This window comes from Streptomyces sp. NPDC058637, from assembly GCF_042717325.1.
Classification (GTDB): domain Bacteria; phylum Actinomycetota; class Actinomycetes; order Streptomycetales; family Streptomycetaceae; genus Streptomyces.
Genome location: NZ_JBHXRD010000033.1, coordinates 1 through 21,424 on the forward strand (window position 1 = coordinate 1; position 21,424 = coordinate 21,424).

Genomic DNA, 21,424 nt, shown 5'->3' on the forward strand with positions numbered 1-21,424 from the left:
CCGCGGAACCCACCGCGGCGACGGCGTCGGCGCGCCCGGGGGTGCGGGCCGGCACGGCGATGCGGGCGGGCGGGCGGCGACGGAGGGCGGCTCGACCCCCAGCCGGGGCCCGGTGCGGCCTCCCGGGTCGGACCCTGTGCGGCCCGGCGCTCGTACCCCTACGGGTCGGGCGCCATGAGGCCCCCCTCTGCCCAGCGCCCCACCGGCCGTCGAGGCGGCACTGCACCTGCCGTCACGCAGGCCTCATTCACACCACCGACACCAGGGCGTGACCCCCAGGACAGTCGTCGGAGCTGCCAGGTGGCCGCCTCGGGCTCCAGCGATGCGCTCGGCCGACAAAGTGCCGCCCACCTTCCCATGAGCCCGCTCCGGGCCGTGAGTGCCTTCGCCGAAGCAGTAGAGTCAGCCGGCATCGGCGTGCGCCCGCCCGCCGTAGGCCAGGGAGCGAAACGTGCTGATCCCACACGACACCCGGATCGCCCTCGACACGGTGGTCGATCTGGTGAACACCGCACCGGAGAGCGAGCCGGGCGACGGGCTCGCCGACACCGGCGCGCTCTACGCCTTCGCGGAAGCCCATCTCATCAGCGGCGTCGGCGTGCTCGGCGAGAAGGACCTGCGCGCCGTGCAGGACGTACGCGGCCGGTTCGCGGACATATTCGCGGCGCCCGACGCCCGTACCGCCGCCGACCTCGTCAACGGGCTGGTGGCCGCGGCGGGCACCACGCCGCAGCTGACCGACCACGACGGTTACGACTGGCACGTCCACTACTTCGCGCCGGACGCCTCGATCGCGGACCACCTCGCCGCCGACTGCGGCATGGCCCTCGCCTTCATCGTCGTCGCGGGTGAGCAGGAACGGCTGCGGCGGTGCGAGGCGCCGGACTGCCGGCGCGCCTTCGTCGACCTGTCCCGGAACCGCTCCCGCCGCTACTGCTCCAGCCGCACCTGCGGGAACCGGCTGCACGTCGCCGCGTACCGGGCCAGACGCAAGGAGGCGGCGGCCGACTGACGGCCCCCGTACACGGTGACGCGGGAGGCGGCGGACCGGCCATGGACCCGTGCGGGACGCGCGCCGCGATCCACCGGGACCGGCGTCCGCTCACAGCAGGAACAGGTCGTGCAGCGCGGCCATCAGCAGCAGACCGCCGATCACCGTAAGGAAGATCATCAGGGGTGGCTGGGACAGCGCGAAGAGGCAGCCACGCGGCTCTTCGGCAGGGGATACGGGGGCTTCGCCCCGGGATACGTCCACCATCTCGTAGTGATCATGACGCAGAGGGACCCCCGTTGGCGATCAACACTCCTTTTCACGCGGTGAGTTCACCCCCTACGGGCTGCGCGGATTCGCTCCGGCGTCCGGCTTTCCCCCACACATTCGCCTCGGTCGACCCATGGCCCGGCTCCGCGGGTCAGCGCGGGGCGGCGCTGGACGCGCGCACGACGAGCTCGGGCTGGAGCACCACGCTGCGGTGCCGGTGGCTTCCGTCCTCATCCTCCGCCTCCTCCAGGAGGAGCTCCGCGGCCATCCTGCCCATCACCACGGCGGGCTGCCGCACGGAGGTGAGCGGCACGGCCGCCGCGGCGGCGAACTCGATGTCGTCGTAACCGACGATCGCGACGTCCTGCGGCACGCGCACCCCCGCGGCGTACAGCGACTGCAGCACGCCCAGCGCCAGCAGGTCGTTGGCGCAGAAGACGGCGGTCGGCCGTGGCACGAGGCCGAGCAGACGGGCGCCGGCGTCCCTGCCCGCCGCCACGTCCAGGCGGTCCGAGGGGATCTCGACGAGGGCCTCGGGGCCGAGTCCCGCCTCGGCGAGCGCGGCGAGAGCCCCCTGTCGGCGGTCCCTGATCTGGTGCAGGTCCCCCGGGCCGCTCACGTAGGCGACCGTGCGGTGGCCCGCCGACACGAGGTGCCCGACCGCCAGCATCCCGCCGCGCACGTCGTCCACGGAGACGGCGCAGTTCTCGGAGCCCGACGCGACCCGGTCCACCAGCACGTAGGGGATGCGGTGGCGGGCGAAGGCTTCGAGGTTGCCCCCGGTGGCGTCGGCGGGGGTGACCAGCACGCCGCAGACCCGCTGTTCGGCGAAGAGCCCGAGGTATTCGGCCTCCTCCTCCTGGCTCTGGCCGCTGTTGCAGACCATGACGCCGAGGCCGGCCTCCCGGGCCGCGCGCTCGGCGCCCCGGGCGACGTCGACGAAGAAGGGGTTGCCCATGTCGAGGACGAGGAGGGCCATGATGCGGCTGCGGCCGGCCCGGAGCTGCCGGGCTGACTCGCTGCGTACGTAGCCGAGTTCCTCGATCGCCGCCAGCACCCGGGCGCGGGTGTCAGGCAGCACCGCCTCGGGGCGGTTGATCACGTTGGAGACCGTGCCCACCGAGACTCCGGCCTGCCGGGCCACGTCCTTGATCCCTGCCACACGCGCCACTTGCCCCTGCCCCACTGATGCACTCGGTCGCCACGCGTCGGCGCGGCGTGTCCCTAAGTCGTACGGACGGAGTCGTGCGGGCGGAGTCGTACGGACGTCCGGCGAGGTCCGTCACGCGCCGCCGTCCAGGCTCCACGCCTCGATTGAAATGTTTCAATCCGTCCGGGACGCTAACCCCATCCCCGGGATACCGTCAAGATCGAGGGGACGCGACTCGAATATACCGACGCGCGCGCCCCGGCCCCCGGGCCCCGGCGCGCCGGGGGGGGGCGGGATGGACCTGTAAGGATTAACGTACGGAGGGGAAACCCCCCCCCCCGGCTACTCTTAATTTTGGGGGGCACCCCTACACTATATCCCCGCCCGGGGCCCCGGGCCCGGGGCGCGGGGCCCCCCGGGGCGAGGCCGGAATCGACATGAATCGATTCACGTCCGGAGCGTCACCGCGCCACCGGGTGCGGGGGGTGGCGTCAGATGCCGTGCTTCTTCAGGATGGCCTCGATGTCGCTGAAGTCCTCACCGGGCGGAGCCTGCTGCTTCTTCGCGGGCCTGCTCTGCGCCTGAGAGGCGGGTGCGGCGGCACCGGATGTCAGTGGGGGCGCCGATGCGGCGGGGGCGACGGCGGCACGCCGCGACGCGGCCCGCGCGGCCCGCCGTTCCCTGCGGGTGCCACCACCGCGTCGCTCCACCGCGCGTGTGGTCATGAAGAGCAGCCAGGCCACCCCCAGCAGGCCGAACCCGATCCAGACGCTCGGCTTGAAGGCGATGTCGGACACCCACTCGACGACTCCGGTCATCACGAGTCCGACCGGCACGAGCGAATACGCGGCGATCCTGGTCGCCGCGAGGAAACGCTTGCGGTACGCGGTGATCACGGCAATGCCCAGGCCGGCGGCCGACACCGCGGCACAGATGGTCTCGGCAAGCATCGGGGCCTCCTGCAGTCGGGACGTGTCCCTTCCATCCTGCACCGGCCGCCGCCGCGGGAGCCACGGTCCGGGGCCGCATCAGGGACATTTCAGGGCCGCGATCCTCCCCAGGTGCCGATTGGGACGCGCAGGTCCGGCCTGAAAGACTGATTCCATGAGCGATTCCACCTCCGCAGCGCCGGTCGTCCTCGACATCTGGTGCGAGCTCGAATGCCCCGACTGCCATCAGGCCCTCTCCGACGTCCACGCCCTGCGCGCCCGCTACGGCGACCGGCTGGAGGTCCGGCTGCGCCACTTCCCGCTGGACAGGCACAAGCACGCGTACGCCGCGGCGCAGGCCGCCGAGGAGGCCGTCGACCAGGGCGAGGGATGGCCGTACATCGAGGCCGTGCTGGCCCGTACCACCGACCTCGCCCGCACCGGTGAGCCGCTCCTGATCGACGTCGCACGCGAACTGGGGCTGGATGCCGAGGAGTTCGACACGGCTCTGATCGACGGCCGGCACATGCTGATCGTCGACGCGGACCAGGCCGAGGGCAAGGCGATCGGCGTCACCGGTACCCCGACGTATGTGATCGGCGACGAGCGGCTGGACGGCGGGAAGAGCCAGGAAGGGCTCCGCGAGCGGATCGAGGAGATCGTCGACCGGCTGCTCGCCGGCCGGGACTGATCCTCCGGGGCCTCCGGGGCCTCACCTTCGCGGCCTCCTGCGCGGCGGCGGAGGTCCCTAGAGGGCCTTCGCCAGGTTGTACCGGGTCGTCCCGTAGCCCAGCGACTCGTACAGCCGGAGCGCGGGTGCGTTGGACGCGAAGACGTGCAGTCCGAGCAGGCCGAGGCCCGCGTCGAGCGTGGTGCCCTCCGCGTGGTGCATCAGCGCGCGGCCGTAACCGCGCCCCCGGTGCTCCTCGCGCACCTCCACGTCGAAGACGTAACCGATCGGCTCGCCCGCGGGGGTCTCGTGCCGGGCCACCCAGACATGGCCGACCGCGTCGCCGCCATGGACCAGGACGTGGAAACTCATCCCCGCGGTGGCCAGGCCGTCCGGCAGGTTCGTGGCGTGGTCCGTCTCGGACTTGCGCCGGGCCTGTTCCTCCGGGACGCCCCGCTCCATCCAGTTCCGCGCGTACGTCTCGACGCTGGTGGCCGCCCACGCGGTGAACTCCCGTTCGGTCATCGGGCGTCCGGTGACCCCGTCGGGCAGCGTGGGCGCGGGCCGACGGAGGGTCTTGAGCATGTTCCGGCTGCGCTCGGTGTAGCCGAGCACGCCCGCGAGGGCCCGGGCGGCCTCGTTGTCCGCGGGCACCACCAGGCGCACCTGCGTGCAGCCCCAGCCCCGCAGCACCTCTTCCGCGGCGAGGGCGGCGATGGTGCCGCGGCCCCGCCTGCGGTCCGCTTCCTCGATCCGCAGCGAGTGGAGGATGCCCGCCGTCGGGCCGAACACCGGGTCGGTGTCGATGCCGACGGCGCCGACGGGACGCCCGTTGTCGCACACGTCGTAGGTGCGTGCCCGCGCGCCGTCGGCGCCTTGCTGGATCGGCCCGGTCGGCCGGAGGGTCGTGGTCATCACGGGTGTTCTATCCGCTGCACGGCGGTCCGTCACCCGCTTTTGCGGATCGGGTTCCCGGATCGGGGGTTCACGGTCCGGCGTTCGCGGTTCGACGGCTCACGGATCGAGGTCGTCACCGGCGCGCTCGTCGAAGATCCGCATGGACTTCGCCGTCACAGGACCGGGGGCGCCCGGCAGTTCCCGTCCGTCGACCCGGTGCACGGCCTGGATGTCGCGGAGCGTTGAGGTCAGGAAGATCTCCTCGGCCCGGTCCAGGACGTCCAGCGGGAGATCGGTCTCCTGCGCCCCGGTCCACTCCACGGCCAGGGCGCGGGTGATCCCGGCGAGGCAGCCGGAGGTGACGGGCGGGGTGTGGATCCGGCCGTCCAGCACGACGAAGACGTTGGACCCGGTGCCCTCGCAGAGCTGCCCGACCGTGTTCGCGAAGAGGGCCTCGGACGCGCCGTGCTCGTGGGCGCGCGCGAGGGCGACGACGTTCTCGGCGTACGAGGTGGTCTTCAGCCCGGCCAGTGCGCTGCGTTCGTTACGCGTCCAGGGGACGGTGATCACCGCGGTGCTGTCCGGGCGGCGGACGGCCTCGCCCAGCGCGACGACGAGGCTGGGGCCGGCGTCGCCGCGGTCGGAGCCGAGCGGGGAGAGTCCGCCGGTGTACGTGATCCGCAGTCTGCCGAAAGCCATGGGGTTGGCCTCGATGACGGCGGCCGATGCGCGGCGGACCTCGTCGAGGTCGGGGTCGGGCAGTCCCAGGCCGCGGGCCGAGCGGGTAAGCCGGTCGAGATGCCGGGTGAGTGCGAAGGGGCGGCCGTCGGACACCCTGATCGTCTCGAAGATGCCGTCGCCCACGGTCAGTCCGTGGTCGAGCACGGACACCCGCGCGTCATCGGCGCCCCGCAGCTCGCCGTTGACCCAAATCATCATGCCTCGGTCCTTCCTGTCACCCCGTAGGTGTCCTCGTAGGCGCCCGACGCTACCGCGAGCAGCCGGGACGCCTTGAGCTCGGTCTCCGCCCACTCGCGCTCGGGGTCGGATCCCCAGGTGATCCCGGCTCCGGTGCCGAAGCGCAGCAGGGGCGCGGGGCCGGTGCGGTCGATCCAGAACGTCCTTATGCCGACGGCCAGTCGGGCGGTGGCCCGGTCCGCGTCGACCCAGCCGATTCCTCCGCAGTAGGGCCCGCGGTCGGACGTCTCCAGGGCTTCGATGATCCGCAGCGCGCTGGACTTGGGGGCACCGGTGACGGATCCGGGCGGGAACGCGGCGCCGAGCAGTTCCGGCCATCCGGCACCGTCGGCGAGCCGGCCGCGCACGGTGGAGACGAGGTGAACCAGCCCGGGGTGCTTCTCCACGACGCAGAGGTCCGGGACGCTCACGCTGCCGGTCGCGCAGACGCGGCCCAGGTCGTTGCGGACCAGGTCCACGATCATCACGTTCTCCGCGTGGTCCTTCTCCAGCAGGTCCGCCTCGGTGCGTCCGGTGCCCTTGATCGGCCCGGACGTGACGGTCCGGCCTTCGCGCTCCAGGAAGAGCTCGGGGGACGCGGTCGCGATCTCCACCCCGTGCGAGGGCAGCCGGATCGTCCCGGCGTACGGGGCGGGGTTGCCGCGGGCGAGCAGGGCGGTGAGGGCGTCCACGTCGGCGGCGGGGTCGGGCAGCGGCGCGGACAGCACCCGGCAGAGGTTGGCCTGATAGACCTCGCCCGCCGCGATGTGTTCACGGATCCGTCGTACTCCGGCCATGTAGGCGGCCTCGTCGAGGGAGGACGTCCAGTTGCCCGTGCCCGGCCCCCGCCATGCGCCGCGCACAGGAAAGGGCACCTGCTCACTCCGCACGGTGGCGAAGCGGGCACAGACGAGGCGACCTTCGAAGTCGGCCGATACCGCCCAGAAACCGGATGATTCGAGCGCCGCAGGATCGCTGGTCACATCCTGCAGACCGGAGGCGACGAGGCCGCCGAAGCGGGCCATGGGAGCGAGGTCGTGCACGCTGACGAGTCTAGGACGGCGCACGGTGACCTGCGGCGGGGCGGGGGGAGCGCAGCACGCTGCGCAAACGCGTTTTTGTACTGGCCCGGGAATCCGCTAGAGTTCAACACGTCGCCGGGACGCGCAAGCGAACCGGGAATGACAAGCGGACGTAGCTCAGTTGGTAGAGCGCAACCTTGCCAAGGTTGAGGTCGCCAGTTCGAACCTGGTCGTCCGCTCGCAGAAGATGGGGGATCTTCCCGAACCCCCATCCCTGGTGGAGTGGCCGAGAGGCGAGGCAACGGCCTGCAAAGCCGTCTACACGGGTTCAAATCCCGTCTCCACCTCCAAGGACGATTAGCTCAGCGGGAGAGCACTTCCCTGACACGGAAGGGGTCACTGGTTCAATCCCAGTATCGTCCACAGGTCCGCAAGGATCCCCGCGCGATTAGCTCAGCGGGAGAGCACTTCCCTGACACGGAAGGGGTCACTGGTTCAATCCCAGTATCGCGCACGTAGTACACGCAGGGTCACCCTGCGCGATTAGCTCAGCGGGAGAGCGCTTCCCTGACACGGAAGAGGTCACTGGTTCAATCCCAGTATCGCGCACCAGCCGAAACCCCCGGTCGTCTCGACGACCGGGGGTTTCGTCGTGAGTGGCGTGAGGTACGGGCCGCGGTTCGGCCGACCCGGGCTTCAGCCCGTGAAGAGCCGTAGCCGAGGGGCGTGGCGACCCGGAGCCAGACGAAAACCATGAGCGGCCTACGACTCCTGGTGGACACGGGGGCTCCCGTCCGGTGCCTCGTGGAAGCGTGCGTGGACGGGGCGGATGCACTCGTTGGCGAGCCATGTCCATGACTAGATCATGGACGTGATTCCGTGGGCCGTACCTATCGCGGGCCGCCGTATGCGCTGCGGCCGCCCCCACGACAGTGGGGGCGGCCATGCCCGGCTCAGGAGGAGAAGAGCATCCGGCCGAAGCTCTTCTGGCGGTGGTGGCCGCCGTGGTGCCCGCCCTGGTGCTGCGGAGCGCCCCAGGCCGGGGCCTGGGCTGCGGGGTAGGCCTGCGGGGCCTGGCCCGGGTAGGCCTGCGGGGCCTGGCCCGGGTAGGCCTGCGAGGCGGGCGGCGCGGGCGGGGCCTGCTGCGACCACTGCGACTCCAGGCGGGTCAGCGACTCCAGCTCGCCGTAGTCGAGGAATATCCCCCGGCAGCCACTGCACTGCTCGATCTGGACGCCGTTGCGGTTGTACGTGTTCATCTGGGCGTGGCACTTGGGACACTGGATCATCGGGTCGGCTCCTCACCGTCGTTGCGCGTCGCCGGAATGCATGCCCGGCGGCCGTCGGTTCACCCTACGACGCGCGTTCGGACGTCAACTCGGGCGGGAGGGACGCAATTCGGACAGAGGCGTCGATCATCAACCGTTCCACCTCATCCGGACTGCGGCCCTCCGCCGCGGACTTGGCGAGAGCCAGCGCGGCGGTCTGCACCGTGAGGGTGCGCGCCGGGACGTCCAGGTCGGGCCAGGGATCGCCCGTGGCGGGCACGGCGGGCCCGCCGGCTCGCCGGTAGGCGTCCAGGAAGCGCTGCCAGACCTGGGGGTCCAGGAGTCCGGCGGCGTACCAGGCGGCGGGCCGTGCGAGGTCCCAGGCGGGGTCGCCGAGGCCCGCGTCGTCGATGTCGATCAGCGCCCAGGGGCCGCGCGGGGCCGGGTACCGGACGAGCTGGCCGAGGTGCAGGTCGCCGTGGCAGAGGAAGCCGGCCCGGTGCGGGGGTGCTCCGGTGCCGCCGCGCGCCCAGGCGGGCAGGCCGCGCCAGGCGGCGAGCACGCCGGCGGTGTCCGGGTCAGCCGGTCGCGCCTCGCACATCCGCGCGACGGCGCGGGCCGCCTTGGCCGGCCCACGCATCGGCGGGAGCGGATGGGGCGGCGGGGTGCGGTGCAGCCGGGCCAGGAGGGCGGCGGCCTCTTCCCAGGGGGCGGCATCAGGATCCGAGGGGTCGACGGGTTCGCCGTACGGCCAGAGGCTCACGACGCGGCCGTCGGCGGTGGGGGTGCGCTCCCCCGGGGCCGCCATGCCGGCGGGCCGTTCGTCGCTGGCGGCCGGGTGCTCCACGGTGCCGGTCAGGCCGGTGGGCCCTTCCTGGCGGCCCGGCGGGGCGGTGCCGAGCGGGGCGAGCAGGATGCCCGCGAGCGCGGGTGCGGCGGCCAGGGCCCGGCGGGCCGCCAGGGCCGGGACGTCGGTGTCCGGGGCGTGGGCCTTGGCCACCACCGGGCCGCTGCGGACCACCGTGCCGTCGGGGCGGTCGGCGAGGACCAGGGGCGGGGCGCAGACGCAAGGGGTCGTACGGGCGTGGGCGCTGTCGTGTGCGAGCTCGCCCAGCACGCGTACGACAGGGGTGGTGGTCGTCAACTCTGCTCCCCCGGCGGTGTCCGGCCGACTCCCCGGTCGGCCCCGGCGACGAGCGTACGCGGCACCGCGGCAGGAGCCCCGGCCGGCGGTACGGTCGACCGGACCACCCCACGGGGGCGTCGACCGACGCGCGGATGCGCGCGGCGCGGCGACCACGGGTCACGCACGGACAGGTACGGCACGGCAGCCACCCCGACCGCACGGGCACGTACGGCACGGCGGCCACGCCCGGCACAGGGGCGGCATGGTCGTGGTCCACGTGCGCGCGAGGCGTCCACGTGACGGCTCTGCCCGGCACACCGATGCGTCCTGGCGCGAAGGACGCCCCGGCGTACAGGTGCGCGGGTACGCGGGTACGACGGCCAGAGTGGCCGGCTTACGCGGGTCCCCGGCAGGGCGAGGCCACCCGCCGGGAACGGCCCCGGACAGCGCGATGTCCGGCCAGCTCCCCAGCTGGCCGGACAAACGCTGCCGTCCGCCGCACCCCCGTCCCCACGGGGCTGTTGGCCGGATGTCCCGGTCCGGACCGCTCTTCCGGACCCGGGGCGCCGCTCAGCGCCCCAGCATCACGCCCACGGACGACGCCTGTGTGACCACTGCGTCCCAGCCGCCGAAGACGACTACGAGCAGGGCCGCCAGAGGAAGGACCATGGCCGTCGCCACCAGCGGGTGGCGACGCGACGGGCGGGTGCCGAACGACGCGTACGCGCTGCGCCCCCGCGTACGGATCATGGTCCGCATAGCCGTGTCCGCCATGGTTCCTCTCCTGACCTGTTCCGGAGCGGCGGGCGTCTGACCTCGGGGGACGAGTTCCGCGCCCGCCGCTTGACTTCAACATTAGGGAGATGGGAGGCGTCCGGCGTCATGCCCGCGTACCGAATGCCGGGCCTCCCGGAGGATGAGCCGACCGCCTCCGGCGTACTCCCCTGGGTGGAGACGTCGTACGGGGAGCACGCCGAACGCGTCGGTCCGGTCGGGGTGCGTCGCCCCGTGCACGCGGCCGTGGGGCGTGGTGCCGGCCCCGTGACGGGTGTGCCCGGCCGGTGCGGCAGGGCCGCGGAGGGCGGGTCTGCCCTGCTCAGGCGGGGATCGGCGCCCCGGGGCGCGCCGGGCCGCGCGAGCCCGGCACGATCCGGACGAGAGGCCCCTAGGCCCCGGCGGCGTCCCGTAGGGGGCGCTCGGAGGCGTCCTCCCGGGGGACCGGCTGTTCGACCAGGGCGAGCACCCTGGTCGCCATGAAGCGGGCGGTGCGGACAACTGATCCACTTCGGGTGACTTCACTCACTTCCACCACCCCCCGGCGGACTGCGGTCTCCACCCGGCGGCCTGCCCTGGAGGCCACCACCTCGTACGTCCGCGTCGTGTCTCCCGCGTCCACCACTATTTCCACGCGATCGCCCTTCACTGATCCAATCCCCCTTCTGCGACGGTCCTTTGAGATCTCGCACGGGCCACAGGGCCTGGATCCCCGGCTCCCTGACCACTCCTCGATTCTCCCACCGGGCACTGACAATCGATGGGCCGGCGAGGGCGCGGCCTGAGAGCGCGCCGCGCCACGGGTACGTAAGCTGTGCCTCGTCAGGCGGACCAGGCAGCGGGGATGGGCAGACGATGGCGATGATGCGGCTCCGGCGCGAGGACCCGCGTGTCGTCGGCTCGTTCCGGCTGCACCGCCGGCTCGGCGCGGGCGGCATGGGTGTCGTCTATCTGGGCTCCGACCGCCGGGGCCAGCGGGTCGCGCTCAAGGTGATCCGGCCGGACCTGGCGGAGGATCAGGAGTTCCGTTCGCGTTTCGCGCGCGAGGTGTCCGCGGCCCGGCGCATCCGTGGCGGCTGCACGGCCCGGCTGGTGGCCGCCGATCTGGAGGCGGACCGCCCGTGGTTCGCGACGCAGTACGTGCCAGGTCCGTCGCTGCACGACAAGGTCGTCGAGGAGGGCCCGCTGTCGGCGGCCGAGGTGGCCTCGATCGGTGCGGCGCTGTCCGAGGGGCTGGTGGCCGTGCACGAGGCCGGTGTCGTCCACCGTGATCTGAAGCCGTCGAACATCCTCCTGTCGCCCAAGGGCCCCCGGATCATCGACTTCGGGATCGCCTGGGCGACCGGGGCCAGCACGCTCACCCATGTCGGTACGGCGGTGGGGTCACCCGGTTTCCTGGCGCCGGAGCAGGTGCGGGGCGCGGCCGTGACCCCGGCCACCGACGTGTTCTCGCTGGGCGCGACCCTGGCGTACGCGGCGATGGCCGATTCGCCCTTCGGGCACGGCAGTTCCGAGGTGATGCTCTACCGCGTGGTGCACGAGGAGCCGCATCTGTTCGATGTGCACGACGCGCTCGCCCCCCTGGTCCGGGCCTGCCTGGCGAAGGACCCCGAGGACCGGCCGAGCACCCTGCAGCTGTCCATGCGGCTCAAGGAGATCGCGGCGCGCGAGGCGCAGGGGCTGCAGGAGCGCCGGCCTCCCGCGCAGCGGAGCGAGCAGGAGCTGGACCGGCCGACGGGGCGGCTGGAAGGCCCGTCGTACACGGAGCAGCACACCCGGCGGGCCGGCGGCGGTCCGACCCCGGCGCCGCGTCCCGCTGCGCGGCGTCCCGCGCCGTCGCGCTCGGCCGCGCCCCGCACCGGTGGTTCGCGCCCCCAGGCCGCCCGGCCCGGGAAGCGCCCGCACGGGACGAACGGCGCGAACAGGACGAACGGCCGGCCGGGGACCCGTCCCGGGGTACGGACGACGTCGGCGGGCAAGGGCGGGAAACGCCGGCCGGCGAATCCGCGGCTGCTGCGTCAGCGGCTCGTGGTCTTCGTCGTGGTGACGCTGCTGGTGGCACTGGGGATCGCGGCGGCGCAAGGTTGCCAGGGGCCGGCGCAGGGGCTGCGCGACAACCCGTCGACGTACGACGGGGCGGCGCACCACCCGTACGGGCAGGGGCTGTAGGCGTCAGCCGGTCGTGACGCGCGTCGCGTAGAAGGCGACGGCGGAGGCGGCGGCGACGTTGAGCGAGTCGACGCCTGCGTCCATCGGGATGCGGACGTGCTCGTCGGCCGCGGCGAGTACCTCGGGAGTGAGTCCGTCGCCCTCCGTACCGAAGACGAGCGCCAGCTTCTCGTGGCGGCGCGCGACGAGTTCGTCCAGGGTGATCGACCGGTCGCCGAGGCACAGTGCCGCGGTGGTGAAGCCTTCCTCGCGGAGCAGCCCGAGGTCCGCGGGCCAGGTGTCGAACCGGGTCCACGGGACGTGGAAGACGGAACCCATCGAGACCTTCACCGCCCGCCGGTACAGCGGGTCGGCGCAGCGCGGGGTGAGCAGGACGGCGTCGACGCCGAGCGCCGCCGCGTTACGGAAGGCGGCGCCGAGGTTGGCGTGGTCGACGATGTCCTCGAACACGGCGACCCTGCGGACGGTCCCGGACTCCGGGGTCAGCAGCGCGCGGACGTCCGGCAGCGGCCTGCGCTGCATGGAGGCGAGGGCTCCGCGGTGCACGTGGTAGCCGGTGACGCGCTCGGCGACCTCCGGTGCGACCAGGTACACCGGGGCCGTGGCCTCGTCGATCACGTCGCGCATCACCTCGGTCCACTTCGCGGAGAGCAGCATGGAGCGCATCGCGTAGCCGGCGTTCGCCGCGCGACGGATCACCTTCTCGCCCTCGGCGATGAAGAGGCCCTCGGCGGGTTCGCGCCTGCGCCGGAGCGCGACGTCGGTCAGGCCGGTGTAGTCGCCCAGACGCGGGTCGTCGGGGTCGTCGACGGTGATGGGTTCAGCCACGGGGATACTGCCTCGTCCGGTGTGCGGATTGCCGGGGTGGGGGTGCCGGTGTGCGGATTGCCGGGGTGGGGGTGCCGGTGTGCGGGGGTCGGGGTGCCGGTGTGCGGGGGGTGCGGCCGTCGGTCCGGCTACTCGGCGGTGAGTTCGGAGGGCTTCGTGCCGACGGCGACGACCTCTCCGATGACGATCACGGCAGGTGGGCGTACGTCCTCGGCCACGGCGCGTTCCCCGACGGTCGCGAGGGTCGCGTCGACCCGGCGCTGGGCGGCCGTGGTGCCCTCCTGGACCAGGGCCACGGGGGTGTCCGGGGACTTGCCGTGCTCGATGAGGGCACGGGCGATGGAACCGATCTTGTCGACGGCCATCAGGAGGACCAGGGTGCCGCGCAGCTGTGCGAGGGCCGCCCAGTCGACCAGGGAGCGCGGGTCGTCGGGGGCGACATGGCCGCTGACGACGGTGAACTCGTGGGCGACACCCCGATGGGTGACGGGGATTCCGGCCGCTCCCGGCACGGAGATCGAACTGGAGATCCCGGGGACGACGGTGCAGGCGATGCCCTCGGCGGCCAGCGCCTGGGCCTCCTCCATGCCGCGCCCGAAGACGAACGGGTCGCCGCCCTTGAGCCGGACGACGGCCTTGCCCGCCTTGGCGTGGTCGATCAGCGCCTGGTTGATCGCCTCCTGCGCCATGTACCGCCCGTACGGGATCTTCGCGGCGTCGATCACCTCGACGTGCGGGGGGAGCTCGTCGAGCAGGTCCCGGGGGCCGAGCCGGTCCGCGATGACCACGTCGGCCTCCGCGAGGAGGCGGCGGCCCCGGACCGTGATCAGGTCGGGGTCGCCGGGGCCGCCGCCCACCAGGGCGACGCCGGGGGCACGGGTGCGGTGGTGCGGGGCGGCGAGGGTTCCGTCGCGCAGGCCCTCCACGATGGCGTCGCGGACGGCGGCGGAGTGGCGGGGGTCGCGGCCCTGCGAGGTGGTGGTGAGGACGGCGACGGTGATGCCCTCGCTGCGGCCGGTGGCCGGCGTCCAGGCGGTCGCCGCCTCCGCGTCGTCGCTGCGGACGCACCAGGTGCGGGTGCGCTCCGCCTCGGCCGAGGCGGCGTCGTTGGCCTCGGCGTCGGAGGACGCGACGAGGGCGTACCAGGTGTCGGTGAGGTCGCCGTCCTGGTACCTGCGGCGCTCCCAGCGGATCTCGCCGGTGTCGGCCATCGCCTCGACGGAGGCGGTCGCGGACGGGGAGACCAGGGTGATGTCGGCACCGGCCGCTATGAGCGCGGGCAGCCGGCGCTGTGCGACCTGGCCGCCGCCGACGACGACGACGCGGCGCCCGTTCAGGCGCAGTCCGACGGGGTAGGCAGGGTGATCGTCGTGCTCGGCCATGGTCGTGCGGGCTCCTCGTGCAGGGTGCGGTGCGCTGCGGGCCGCTGCGGCGGTGGAGCGGCTGTGACGTGCGGCTGTGCCAGGTGTGGGACCACGATAAGGGGTGAGGGGGCGGGGGCGGGCGGCGGCGTCTGCCTGATCCCCGGCCCGCGCCCCTCCCCCGACCGGGCCCGCCCCCGGGGACGGGCCCGGTCTCGTACCCCCGCGCCCGTCCCCGGCCGGGTGCCGCTACTTCTCCGTGACTCCCGCCGAGTCGAAGGTCGCCACGTCGTGCATCGCGCGGGCCGCGCTCTGCACGATGGGGAGCGCGAGCAGGGCGCCGGTGCCCTCGCCGAGCCTGAGGTCCAGGTCGACCAGGGGGCGCAGGCCCAGCTTGTTGAGGGCGGCGACGTGGCCGGGTTCCGCACTGCGGTGTCCGGCGATGCAGGCGGCGAGGGCCTCGGGGGCGATCGCCCGGGCGACGAGGGCCGCGGCGCCCGCGCTCACCCCGTCCAGGATCACGGGGGTGCGGAGTGAGGCACCGCCCAGCAGGAAGCCCGCCATCGCGGCGTGCTCCAGTCCGCCGACCGCCGCCAGGACCCCGATCGGGTCCGCGGGGTCGGGACGGTGGAGGTCCAGGCCACGGCGGACCACGTCGACCTTGCGGGCGTGCATCTCGTCGTTGATCCCGGTGCCGCGCCCGGTCACCTCGGCCGGGTCCATGCCCGTGTACACGCAGATCAGCGCGGCCGAGGCCGTGGTGTTGGCGATGCCCATCTCGCCGGTCAGCAGCCCCTTGTTGCCGGCTGCGACGAGGTCGCGGGCGGTATCGATGCCGACCTCGATCGCCGCGAGCACCTCCTCGCGGGTGAGGGCGGGGCCGGTGGTGAAGTCGGCCGTTCCGGCACGGACCTTCCGGGGAAGGAGTCCGGGCGTCGCGGGCAGCTCGGACGCGACTCCGACGTCGACGACGCAGACCTCGGCGCCGACCTGGGCGGCGAAGGCGTTGCAGACGGCTCCGCCGCCGAGGAAGTTGGCGACCATCTGGCCGGTGACCTCCTGCGGCCACGCGGTCACACCCTGGGCGTGCACCCCGTGGTCACCGGCGAACACCGCGACGGCCGCGGGCTCCGGGATCGGCGGCGGGCACATCCGGGAGAGGCCGGACAGCTGGGCGGAGATGATCTCCAGCATGCCGAGCGCGCCGGCGGGCTTCGTCATCCGCTTCTGGCGCTCCCAGGCCTCGCCGAGCGCCTTGGCGTCCAGCGGCCGGATGTTGGAGATGGTCTCCTGGAGCAGGTCGTGCGGCGCCTCGCCGGGCAGGGCGCGGCGGCCGTACGTCTCCTCGTGGACGACCCAGGACAGCGGGCGCCGCTTGGACCAGCCGGCCTGCACCAGCTCGGGCTCGTCGGGGAACTCGTCGACGTAGCCGACGCAGAGGTACGCGACGACCTCCAGGTGTTCGGGCAGCCCCAGCGCCCGGACCATCTCGCGCTCGTCGAAGAAGCTGACCCAGCCGACGCCGAGGCCCTCGGCCCGGGCGGCGAGCCACAGGTTCTCGACGGCGAGCGCCGAGGAGTACGGGGCCATCTGCGGCTGGGTGTGCCGGCCCAGGGTGTGGCGGCCGCCACGGGTGGGGTCTGCGGTGACGACGATGTTCACCGGTGTGTCGAGGATGGCCTCGATCTTCAGTTCCTTGAACTGCTTGGCCCGGGCCTTGGGGAGCGACTTGGCGTACGCCTCGCGCTGGCGCTGTGCCAGCTCGTGCATGGAACGGCGGGTCTCCGCGGAGCGGATGACGACGAAGTCCCAGGGCTGCGAGTGGCCGACGCTCGGCGCGGTGTGCGCGGCTTCGAGGACCCTCAGGAGGATCTCGTGCGGGATGGGGTCGCTGCGGAAGCCGTTGCGGATGTCGCGCCGCTCCCGCATGACCCTGAGGACCGCTTCCCGCTCGACGTCGTCGTAGCCGGGGGCGGCCGCGGAGGCGGGCGCCTCGCCGGAGGACGGGACCGGGATCTCGGCCTCCGGTGCGTCTGCCTGCGGGGTCTCGATGATCTCGGGGCCGGTGCCGGGCTCGGGCTCGGGCTCGGCGGGGGCCTCGGCCCGGGGTACGTCGACGGGCTCGGGCGCCGGGGTCTCGGCCGGGGCCGCCGCGGGAGCGGGGGCCTCCCGGGCCTCGGGTGCCTCAGAAACCTCGGCCGCCACCGGCTCCGGCTCGGTCGGAACCGCCTCGGGCTCGACGACGACCGGCGCGGCCGGGGTCAGCACGGACGGCTCGGGCTGCGCCGCCTCGGCCACCTCCTGCTGGGCGAACTCGACGGGAGCCGCCGACGCCTCGGGCTCGGGGGCCAGGTGCGGAGCGGTCGGTACGGTGGCCTCGACGGGCGCGGACGCCTCGACGGGCACGGACGCTTCCACGGGGGCGGCGGGAGCGGCCGTGCGGGCCGCCCCGTCCGGGTCCAGGGGCGTCTCGGCGACGGGCGGCGCGAAGGGCTGCTCGACCACGGTCTCGGCGGGAGCGTCCGCGGGGATCTCCTGAGCGACCGGTGTCTCGACCGCGGCCTCGACGACCACGGCCTGCGTGGCCGCGGCCTCCGCGAACGGCTCCGTCACGGGCTCCACCGGTGCCGCAGGCGCCACCGCCGGCTCGGCGGGCTCCTCCGGTGCCACCGCCGCGACCGGCTCCGGGACGACCGTTTCTGCTTCCGCGAGGACCACCGGCTCGGGCGCGGGTCCGGGGGCCTGGACGTCCGGCACCGGGGCGGCCACGGGCTCGGCCTGGTCCACCGTTTCGGGCAGGGCCACGGGCTCCGCCCGGACGACGGCCTCGGGCACGACGAACGGCTCGGGCACGACGAACGGCTCAGGCGCGACGAACGGCTCAGGCTGAACAGCCGGCTCGACCTGGACCACGGGCTCCGCCTGGGTCACCGGCTCCACCTGAACGACGGCCTCGGGCTGAACCTCCGGCTCCACCTCGGCCGCCGGCTCCACCTGAGCAACTGCCTCCGCCGGGGCGACGGGCTCCGCCTGGGCCCCCGGCTCGGGTGCCGGAGCACCCCACGGGGTCGCGCCCTGCGGCGGGATCTCCCCCAGCTGCGGGCCGGGCAGCCGGGCCGCGTCCTCCGCCGGGACGTCGGAGCACTCGGGCCCGATGGTCGGCGGCCCCGCGTGCCGCACGGGCGCCGGGCTGTGCGGTGCGCCGGCCGGACCCCGGTCCGCGAGCGAACGGACCACACCGCCACTCGGCGTCCCCCCGTAGGAGGGAGCCTCGGGGGACGCGGGACCGCGGTGCAGCGGGCGACGTGCCGGGGCGGCCTGGGCGGCCACCGGGACCTGGACGGGGGCCGGAGCCGGAATCCGGACGCCGCCGAGGTCGACGGACCCGGACTCGTACGTCGTGGCCGGGCCCTGCGCGGAGGGCTGCGGTTGCTGCTCGGGGGCCGACGGCGCGTCGCTCCAGGCGCCCTGGGGTGCGGGCATCAGCAGGAGGTCGTCGTCCTCGGGGGTCTGCTCGGAGGGTTCGAGGAAGGTGTAGGCGTCCGGGGCGGGGATGCCCGGCTGCTCCACCATGCCTGCGTTCTCCGGCAGTCCCTCGCCCGGGATCTGGCCGGTGTCAGTCATGCGTACCCCTCGCCCATCGTCAGTGCTCCTTCGGCCCTTCGCCCGGGACGCCCGAACCACGGCACGCCGGTGCTCGTCAACAAGAACGAGCGGGCTCGCCGCGCGGCACGAAACGCGCGCGGAGCTATACATTCTCGCGGTCGTTCGCCGCCGCGACAGACAGTTCTGCCACGGCTCGCTGTGGACTGCGCCACGTTGCGCGTCCCCCGGTTGCGGCTGTACCACATCGCGGACCAAAACGGTCCACTTTTCAGGACATTGACGAACGAACCGTCGAACGGCCAGGTGCGGTACAACAATCGGTCAGCCTACCTCGCGCTCGGCCGCGAAGGGCTCAGGGGGCGAGGTCGGAACGTACCCCGGAGAGCAGGAACACCACGGAGCGTTCGCGCTCCGTCCAGGCGGAGGTGTCCAGTTCGACCGACTGGAGCAGGGCGCACTCGACGGTGTAACCGTTCTCCGCGAGCGCCGCGCCCAGGGCCTCGGCCTCGTCCCGGTTCGAGGCGTGGGTGACGATGCGTTCCGGCCGCCGGTCGGCGACCGCCGTCACGACGCGGACGCCTCCGCCGCCGATCCGTACGACATCGGGTTCGGGCAGGCGCTCCAGTACGTGCGGCGCCGTGCCCCGGACCACCTGGACCGCCACCTGGAAGGTGCGGGCGGCGGCCGTCGTACGCGCGCAGGCGTCCGGATCGCTGTCCACGGCCAGCACGGCCGCGCCGAAGCGGGCCGCCTCCACCGCGAAGGCGCCGCTGCCGGGGCCGATGTCCCACACCAGGTCGCCGGTGCGCGGTCCGAGGCGGGCCAGTTGGGCGGCGCGCAGGCCGGGCGCCTCGCCCTCGCCGCCCTCCGCCCGGTCCGCCCCGTACGCCGCTGTGGGCAGGGCCCAGCCCCGTACGCCCCCGGGGAAGGCCGGGGTGCGGCCGGCGATCCAGGCGCCGGTGGCGGTGGTCTCGGGTCCGCCGCCGATGACGATGACGACGTTCGGGTCGCGCCAGGTGTGGTCGGCCGTCTTGTCGGAGGTGAGGACCGTGACCCGCTCGCGCGTGGTGCCCAGCTCCTCGCAGATCACGAAGGTGCGGTGGACTCCGTCGAGGAGCAGGGCCAGTTCGGCCGGGCCCGCGCCAGGGGAGGTGAGGACGGCGACCTTGTGGTGGGCGCGGCAGACGTTGACGGCGCGGCGCAGGGTACGCGGGTGGGCGACGACGACCTGGGCGTCGTCCCAGGGCATCCCGGCGCGGGCGAAGGCGGCGGCCACCGAGGAGACGGCGGGGACGACCTCCACCTCCAGGCCGTGCTCGGGTGCGCGCAGGGCGCGTACGACGCCGAAGAAGCCGGGGTCGCCGTCGGCGAGGACCACGGGGCTGCCGCGGTGGCCGGCGATCCTGCGGGCGGCCAGGTCGACACTGCCGAGGCGGATGCGTTCGGCGCTCCCCGGGATCTCGGGCAGCGCGAGGTGGTGGGCGGCACCGGCGACGAGCGTGGCGGCCGAGAGCGCGGCCGTGGCCGCTCTGGTCAGTGGCGAGCCGTCCCAGCCGATCACCGTGACCCGGTCGGCCATCGTCGTCAGTCTCCTGGGGGTCTCGCAGGCGGGGGCGCTCCGCGGGATGGCGGGGCGGGGGCGGAGCAGGGTGAGCGTATCCGGTCCGTCCGGCGGCCCGGCCGGGGGCTTCCCGAAGTAGGGGGGAGGGTGTCAGCTCCAGTCGTTGTAGGTGCCGTAGCCGCCCGCGTCGGCCAGCTGTTCCGCGACGCCTTCCAGGTCCTCGGGGAGGAGTCCCCAGACGATGAGGTCGGTCCTGATGTCGGTCCAGCCGCCGTCCGTGCCGTTGTCGGTCCGGGTCCGGGCTATCCGGGCGTTGCGCAGGACGCCTTCGCTGATGCAGCCCACTTTCTGGGCGACCTGCTGGGAGGAGGTGTTGTCCGCGGGGGTACGCAGCTCGATGCGCTCGAACTTCTGGTCGCGGAAGAGCCATTCGGCGACGGCGAGCACGGACTCGGTGGCGTAACCCTCGCCGCGCGCCCAGGGTGCGGTGATGTAGCCGACCTCGGTGGACAGGGTGCGCCAGTCGGTGTTGAGGAGCCGGACGGAGCCGACGAGGCGCTGGGTGAGGAATTCGGTGACGGCGAAGACGATGCCGTGGCCCGTGGTGCGTTCGGCGGGTGCGATCCTGCGGACCCACCGTTCGGCGTCGACCTGGGTGTAGGGGTGCGGTCCGTCGACCCAGGCGGTGACGAGCTCGTCGTTCATCATCTCGATGTGCGCCGGGACGTCCGCCATGTCGAAGGGGCGCAGCACCAACCTGTCCGTGCTGATGGAGATGGACGGGAAGGTGTGAGTCATGCGCAGCTCCATGCCGAAGACCGTGTAAGCACACAGCATGCAGCATGGGGCCGGGGTTGCGCATGGCCGGGTCCGGCACGGCGGAGCCCCGCACACCGCGCTGCGGGTGTACGGGGCTCGTCCGGCAAGTGCCGTGCGGGGGTCAGGACTTGGCGGGCTCGCCGAAGGCGGGGATGATCGAGCCCTGATAGGTGTCCTCGATGTACTTCTTGACCTCGTCGGAGTTGAGGAGCTTCACGAGCTTCCGGACGCGGGCGTCCTTCTCGTTGCCTTCCTTGACGGCGAGGAAGTTGGCGTACGGGTTGTCGTCGGCGCTCTCCAGGACCAGGGAGTCCTTGCCCGGCTTCAGGTCGGCCTCGATGGCGTAGTTGCCGTTGATGACCGCGGCGTCGACGTCGTCCAGGGCGCGGGGCACGGTCGCGGCCTCCAGCTCCTTGAACTCCAGACCCTTCTTGTCCGTGATGTCGCTGAGCTTGGCGCTGGTGCCGACGCCGTCCTTGAGGGTGATCAGCCCGTTCTCGGCGAGGAGCTGGAGCGCGCGGCCCTCGTTGGTGGTGTCGTTGGGCACCGCGACGGTCTGGCCGGCCTTGATGTCCTTGAGGTCCTTGACCGTCTTGGAGTAGAGGCCGAGGGGCTCCAGGTGCACGTTGACGACCGGGACGATGTGGGTGTTGTTCTTCTTGTTGAAGTCGTCCAGATAGGGCTTGTGCTGGAAGAAGTTGGCGTCGACCTGACCGCTCTCGGTGGCGGTGTTCGGCAGGACGTAGTCCGTGAACTCCTTGACCTCCAGCTTGAGGCCCGCCTTGTCCGCCAGGTTCTTCTTCACGTAGTTCAGGATGTCGGCGTGCGGTGTCGGGGACGCGGCGACGACGAGGGCCTTGGAGGTGTCGGCACCGGCGCCGGTCCCGCTCTTGGCGGCCGGGTCGGAGTCCGTGCCGCAGGCGGTGAGGCCGAAGGCGAGGGCGGCGGTGGCGGCTGCGGCAGTGGTGATCTTGATGTTCTTGCGCACGAAGAGTGCCTCTTTCCGATGGTGATGGTGGTGCGCCC

Annotated in this window: 19 protein-coding genes and 5 tRNA genes; 8 read left to right on the forward strand and 16 right to left on the reverse strand. The window is 73.2% G+C overall.

The window, feature by feature from the left end:
• Positions 1–451 precede the first annotated feature (451 nt).
• Entirely contained in the window at positions 452–1,012 is a 561-nt protein-coding gene (locus ACFWVP_RS27575) for a CGNR zinc finger domain-containing protein (protein ID WP_384500642.1), read from the forward strand.
• Between the two features lie 90 nt (positions 1,013–1,102).
• On the opposite strand, the gene ACFWVP_RS27580 is transcribed toward ACFWVP_RS27575, so the two are convergent.
• The 3 genes from ACFWVP_RS27580 to ACFWVP_RS27590 form a co-directional block, all read right to left on the reverse strand.
• On the reverse strand, positions 1,103–1,258 hold the full coding sequence (locus ACFWVP_RS27580) for a hypothetical protein (protein ID WP_384500643.1): 156 nt from the start codon (positions 1,256–1,258) through the stop codon (positions 1,103–1,105).
• 154 nt (positions 1,259–1,412) lie between these two features.
• Positions 1,413–2,432 (reverse strand): LacI family DNA-binding transcriptional regulator, encoded by a 1,020-nt coding sequence (locus ACFWVP_RS27585; protein WP_384500645.1) that lies wholly within the window; start codon positions 2,430–2,432, stop codon positions 1,413–1,415.
• Between the two features lie 470 nt (positions 2,433–2,902).
• Complete coding sequence (locus ACFWVP_RS27590) at positions 2,903–3,361, reverse strand: hypothetical protein (RefSeq protein WP_384500647.1); 459 nt, start codon at positions 3,359–3,361, stop codon at positions 2,903–2,905.
• 154 nt (positions 3,362–3,515) lie between these two features.
• On the opposite strand from ACFWVP_RS27590, the gene ACFWVP_RS27595 reads away from it, so the two are divergent.
• The gene (locus tag ACFWVP_RS27595) at positions 3,516–4,031 is read left to right on the forward strand and encodes a DsbA family protein (protein WP_384500648.1); all 516 of its coding nucleotides are present in this window, start codon (positions 3,516–3,518) and stop codon (positions 4,029–4,031) included.
• A gap of 57 nt (positions 4,032–4,088) precedes the next feature.
• Here the strand turns inward: ACFWVP_RS27595 and ACFWVP_RS27600 are convergent, their stop codons facing one another.
• From ACFWVP_RS27600 to ACFWVP_RS27610, 3 genes are all read right to left on the reverse strand, one after another.
• Positions 4,089–4,925 carry a GNAT family N-acetyltransferase gene (locus ACFWVP_RS27600; protein ID WP_384500650.1) on the reverse strand — a complete coding sequence of 279 codons (837 nt, stop codon included), beginning with the start codon at positions 4,923–4,925 and terminating at the stop codon, positions 4,089–4,091.
• A gap of 99 nt (positions 4,926–5,024) precedes the next feature.
• Positions 5,025–5,846 (reverse strand): aminotransferase class IV, encoded by an 822-nt coding sequence (locus tag ACFWVP_RS27605; RefSeq protein ID WP_384500652.1) that lies wholly within the window; start codon positions 5,844–5,846, stop codon positions 5,025–5,027.
• Positions 5,843–6,889 (reverse strand): chorismate-binding protein, encoded by a 1,047-nt coding sequence (locus tag ACFWVP_RS27610; protein WP_384500745.1) that lies wholly within the window; start codon positions 6,887–6,889, stop codon positions 5,843–5,845. Before ACFWVP_RS27610 ends, ACFWVP_RS27605 begins: the two co-directional genes overlap by 4 nt.
• A gap of 163 nt (positions 6,890–7,052) precedes the next feature.
• Here ACFWVP_RS27610 and ACFWVP_RS27615 point away from each other — a divergent pair.
• The 5 genes from ACFWVP_RS27615 (at position 7,053) to ACFWVP_RS27635 (ending at position 7,498) form a co-directional block, all read left to right on the forward strand.
• Positions 7,053–7,125: transfer RNA gene (locus tag ACFWVP_RS27615), tRNA-Gly, on the forward strand.
• Between the two features lie 37 nt (positions 7,126–7,162).
• Positions 7,163–7,236 (forward strand) — tRNA-Cys (locus ACFWVP_RS27620).
• A gap of 1 nt (position 7,237) precedes the next feature.
• A tRNA-Val gene (locus ACFWVP_RS27625) sits at positions 7,238–7,309 on the forward strand.
• A 19-nt stretch (positions 7,310–7,328) separates the two neighbouring features.
• A tRNA-Val gene (locus ACFWVP_RS27630) sits at positions 7,329–7,400 on the forward strand.
• A gap of 23 nt (positions 7,401–7,423) precedes the next feature.
• Positions 7,424–7,498, forward strand: a tRNA-Val gene (locus ACFWVP_RS27635).
• Between the two features lie 341 nt (positions 7,499–7,839).
• On the opposite strand, the gene ACFWVP_RS27640 is transcribed toward ACFWVP_RS27635, so the two are convergent.
• The 4 genes from ACFWVP_RS27640 to ACFWVP_RS27655 form a co-directional block, all read right to left on the reverse strand.
• Positions 7,840–8,175, reverse strand: coding sequence for a zf-TFIIB domain-containing protein (locus tag ACFWVP_RS27640; protein WP_384500654.1), 336 nt, complete (start codon positions 8,173–8,175; stop codon positions 7,840–7,842).
• Positions 8,176–8,239: 64 nt separating this feature from the next.
• Positions 8,240–9,298 carry a phosphotransferase enzyme family protein gene (locus ACFWVP_RS27645; protein ID WP_384500656.1) on the reverse strand — a complete coding sequence of 353 codons (1,059 nt, stop codon included), beginning with the start codon at positions 9,296–9,298 and terminating at the stop codon, positions 8,240–8,242.
• A gap of 552 nt (positions 9,299–9,850) precedes the next feature.
• Positions 9,851–10,054: a hypothetical protein gene (locus ACFWVP_RS27650; RefSeq protein WP_384500658.1), complete on the reverse strand. Its 204-nt coding sequence runs from the start codon at positions 10,052–10,054 to the stop codon at positions 9,851–9,853.
• 391 nt (positions 10,055–10,445) lie between these two features.
• Positions 10,446–10,703: a hypothetical protein gene (locus ACFWVP_RS27655; RefSeq protein WP_384500660.1), complete on the reverse strand. Its 258-nt coding sequence runs from the start codon at positions 10,701–10,703 to the stop codon at positions 10,446–10,448.
• 206 nt (positions 10,704–10,909) lie between these two features.
• Between ACFWVP_RS27655 and ACFWVP_RS27660 the strand changes: the two genes are divergently transcribed.
• Complete coding sequence (locus ACFWVP_RS27660) at positions 10,910–12,223, forward strand: serine/threonine-protein kinase (RefSeq protein WP_384500661.1); 1,314 nt, start codon at positions 10,910–10,912, stop codon at positions 12,221–12,223.
• A 3-nt stretch (positions 12,224–12,226) separates the two neighbouring features.
• Here ACFWVP_RS27660 and ACFWVP_RS27665 read toward each other — a convergent pair whose 3' ends face one another.
• From ACFWVP_RS27665 to ACFWVP_RS27690, 6 genes are all read right to left on the reverse strand, one after another.
• Entirely contained in the window at positions 12,227–13,051 is an 825-nt protein-coding gene (locus ACFWVP_RS27665; protein WP_384500663.1) for a TrmH family RNA methyltransferase, read from the reverse strand.
• 128 nt (positions 13,052–13,179) lie between these two features.
• Positions 13,180–14,433 carry a uroporphyrinogen-III C-methyltransferase gene (gene cobA / locus ACFWVP_RS27670; RefSeq protein WP_384500665.1) on the reverse strand — a complete coding sequence of 418 codons (1,254 nt, stop codon included), beginning with the start codon at positions 14,431–14,433 and terminating at the stop codon, positions 13,180–13,182.
• Positions 14,434–14,661: 228 nt separating this feature from the next.
• On the reverse strand, positions 14,662–18,036 hold the full coding sequence (gene cobT, locus ACFWVP_RS27675) for a nicotinate-nucleotide--dimethylbenzimidazole phosphoribosyltransferase (RefSeq protein ID WP_384500667.1): 3,375 nt from the start codon (positions 18,034–18,036) through the stop codon (positions 14,662–14,664).
• Positions 18,037–18,370: 334 nt separating this feature from the next.
• Positions 18,371–19,597 (reverse strand): precorrin-6y C5,15-methyltransferase (decarboxylating) subunit CbiE, encoded by a 1,227-nt coding sequence (gene cbiE, locus ACFWVP_RS27680; protein WP_384500668.1) that lies wholly within the window; start codon positions 19,595–19,597, stop codon positions 18,371–18,373.
• 132 nt (positions 19,598–19,729) lie between these two features.
• Entirely contained in the window at positions 19,730–20,416 is a 687-nt protein-coding gene (locus ACFWVP_RS27685) for a GNAT family N-acetyltransferase (protein ID WP_384500669.1), read from the reverse strand.
• A gap of 103 nt (positions 20,417–20,519) precedes the next feature.
• Complete coding sequence (locus ACFWVP_RS27690) at positions 20,520–21,386, reverse strand: MetQ/NlpA family ABC transporter substrate-binding protein (RefSeq protein WP_384500671.1); 867 nt, start codon at positions 21,384–21,386, stop codon at positions 20,520–20,522.
• Between the last annotated feature and the right edge of the window lie 38 nt (positions 21,387–21,424).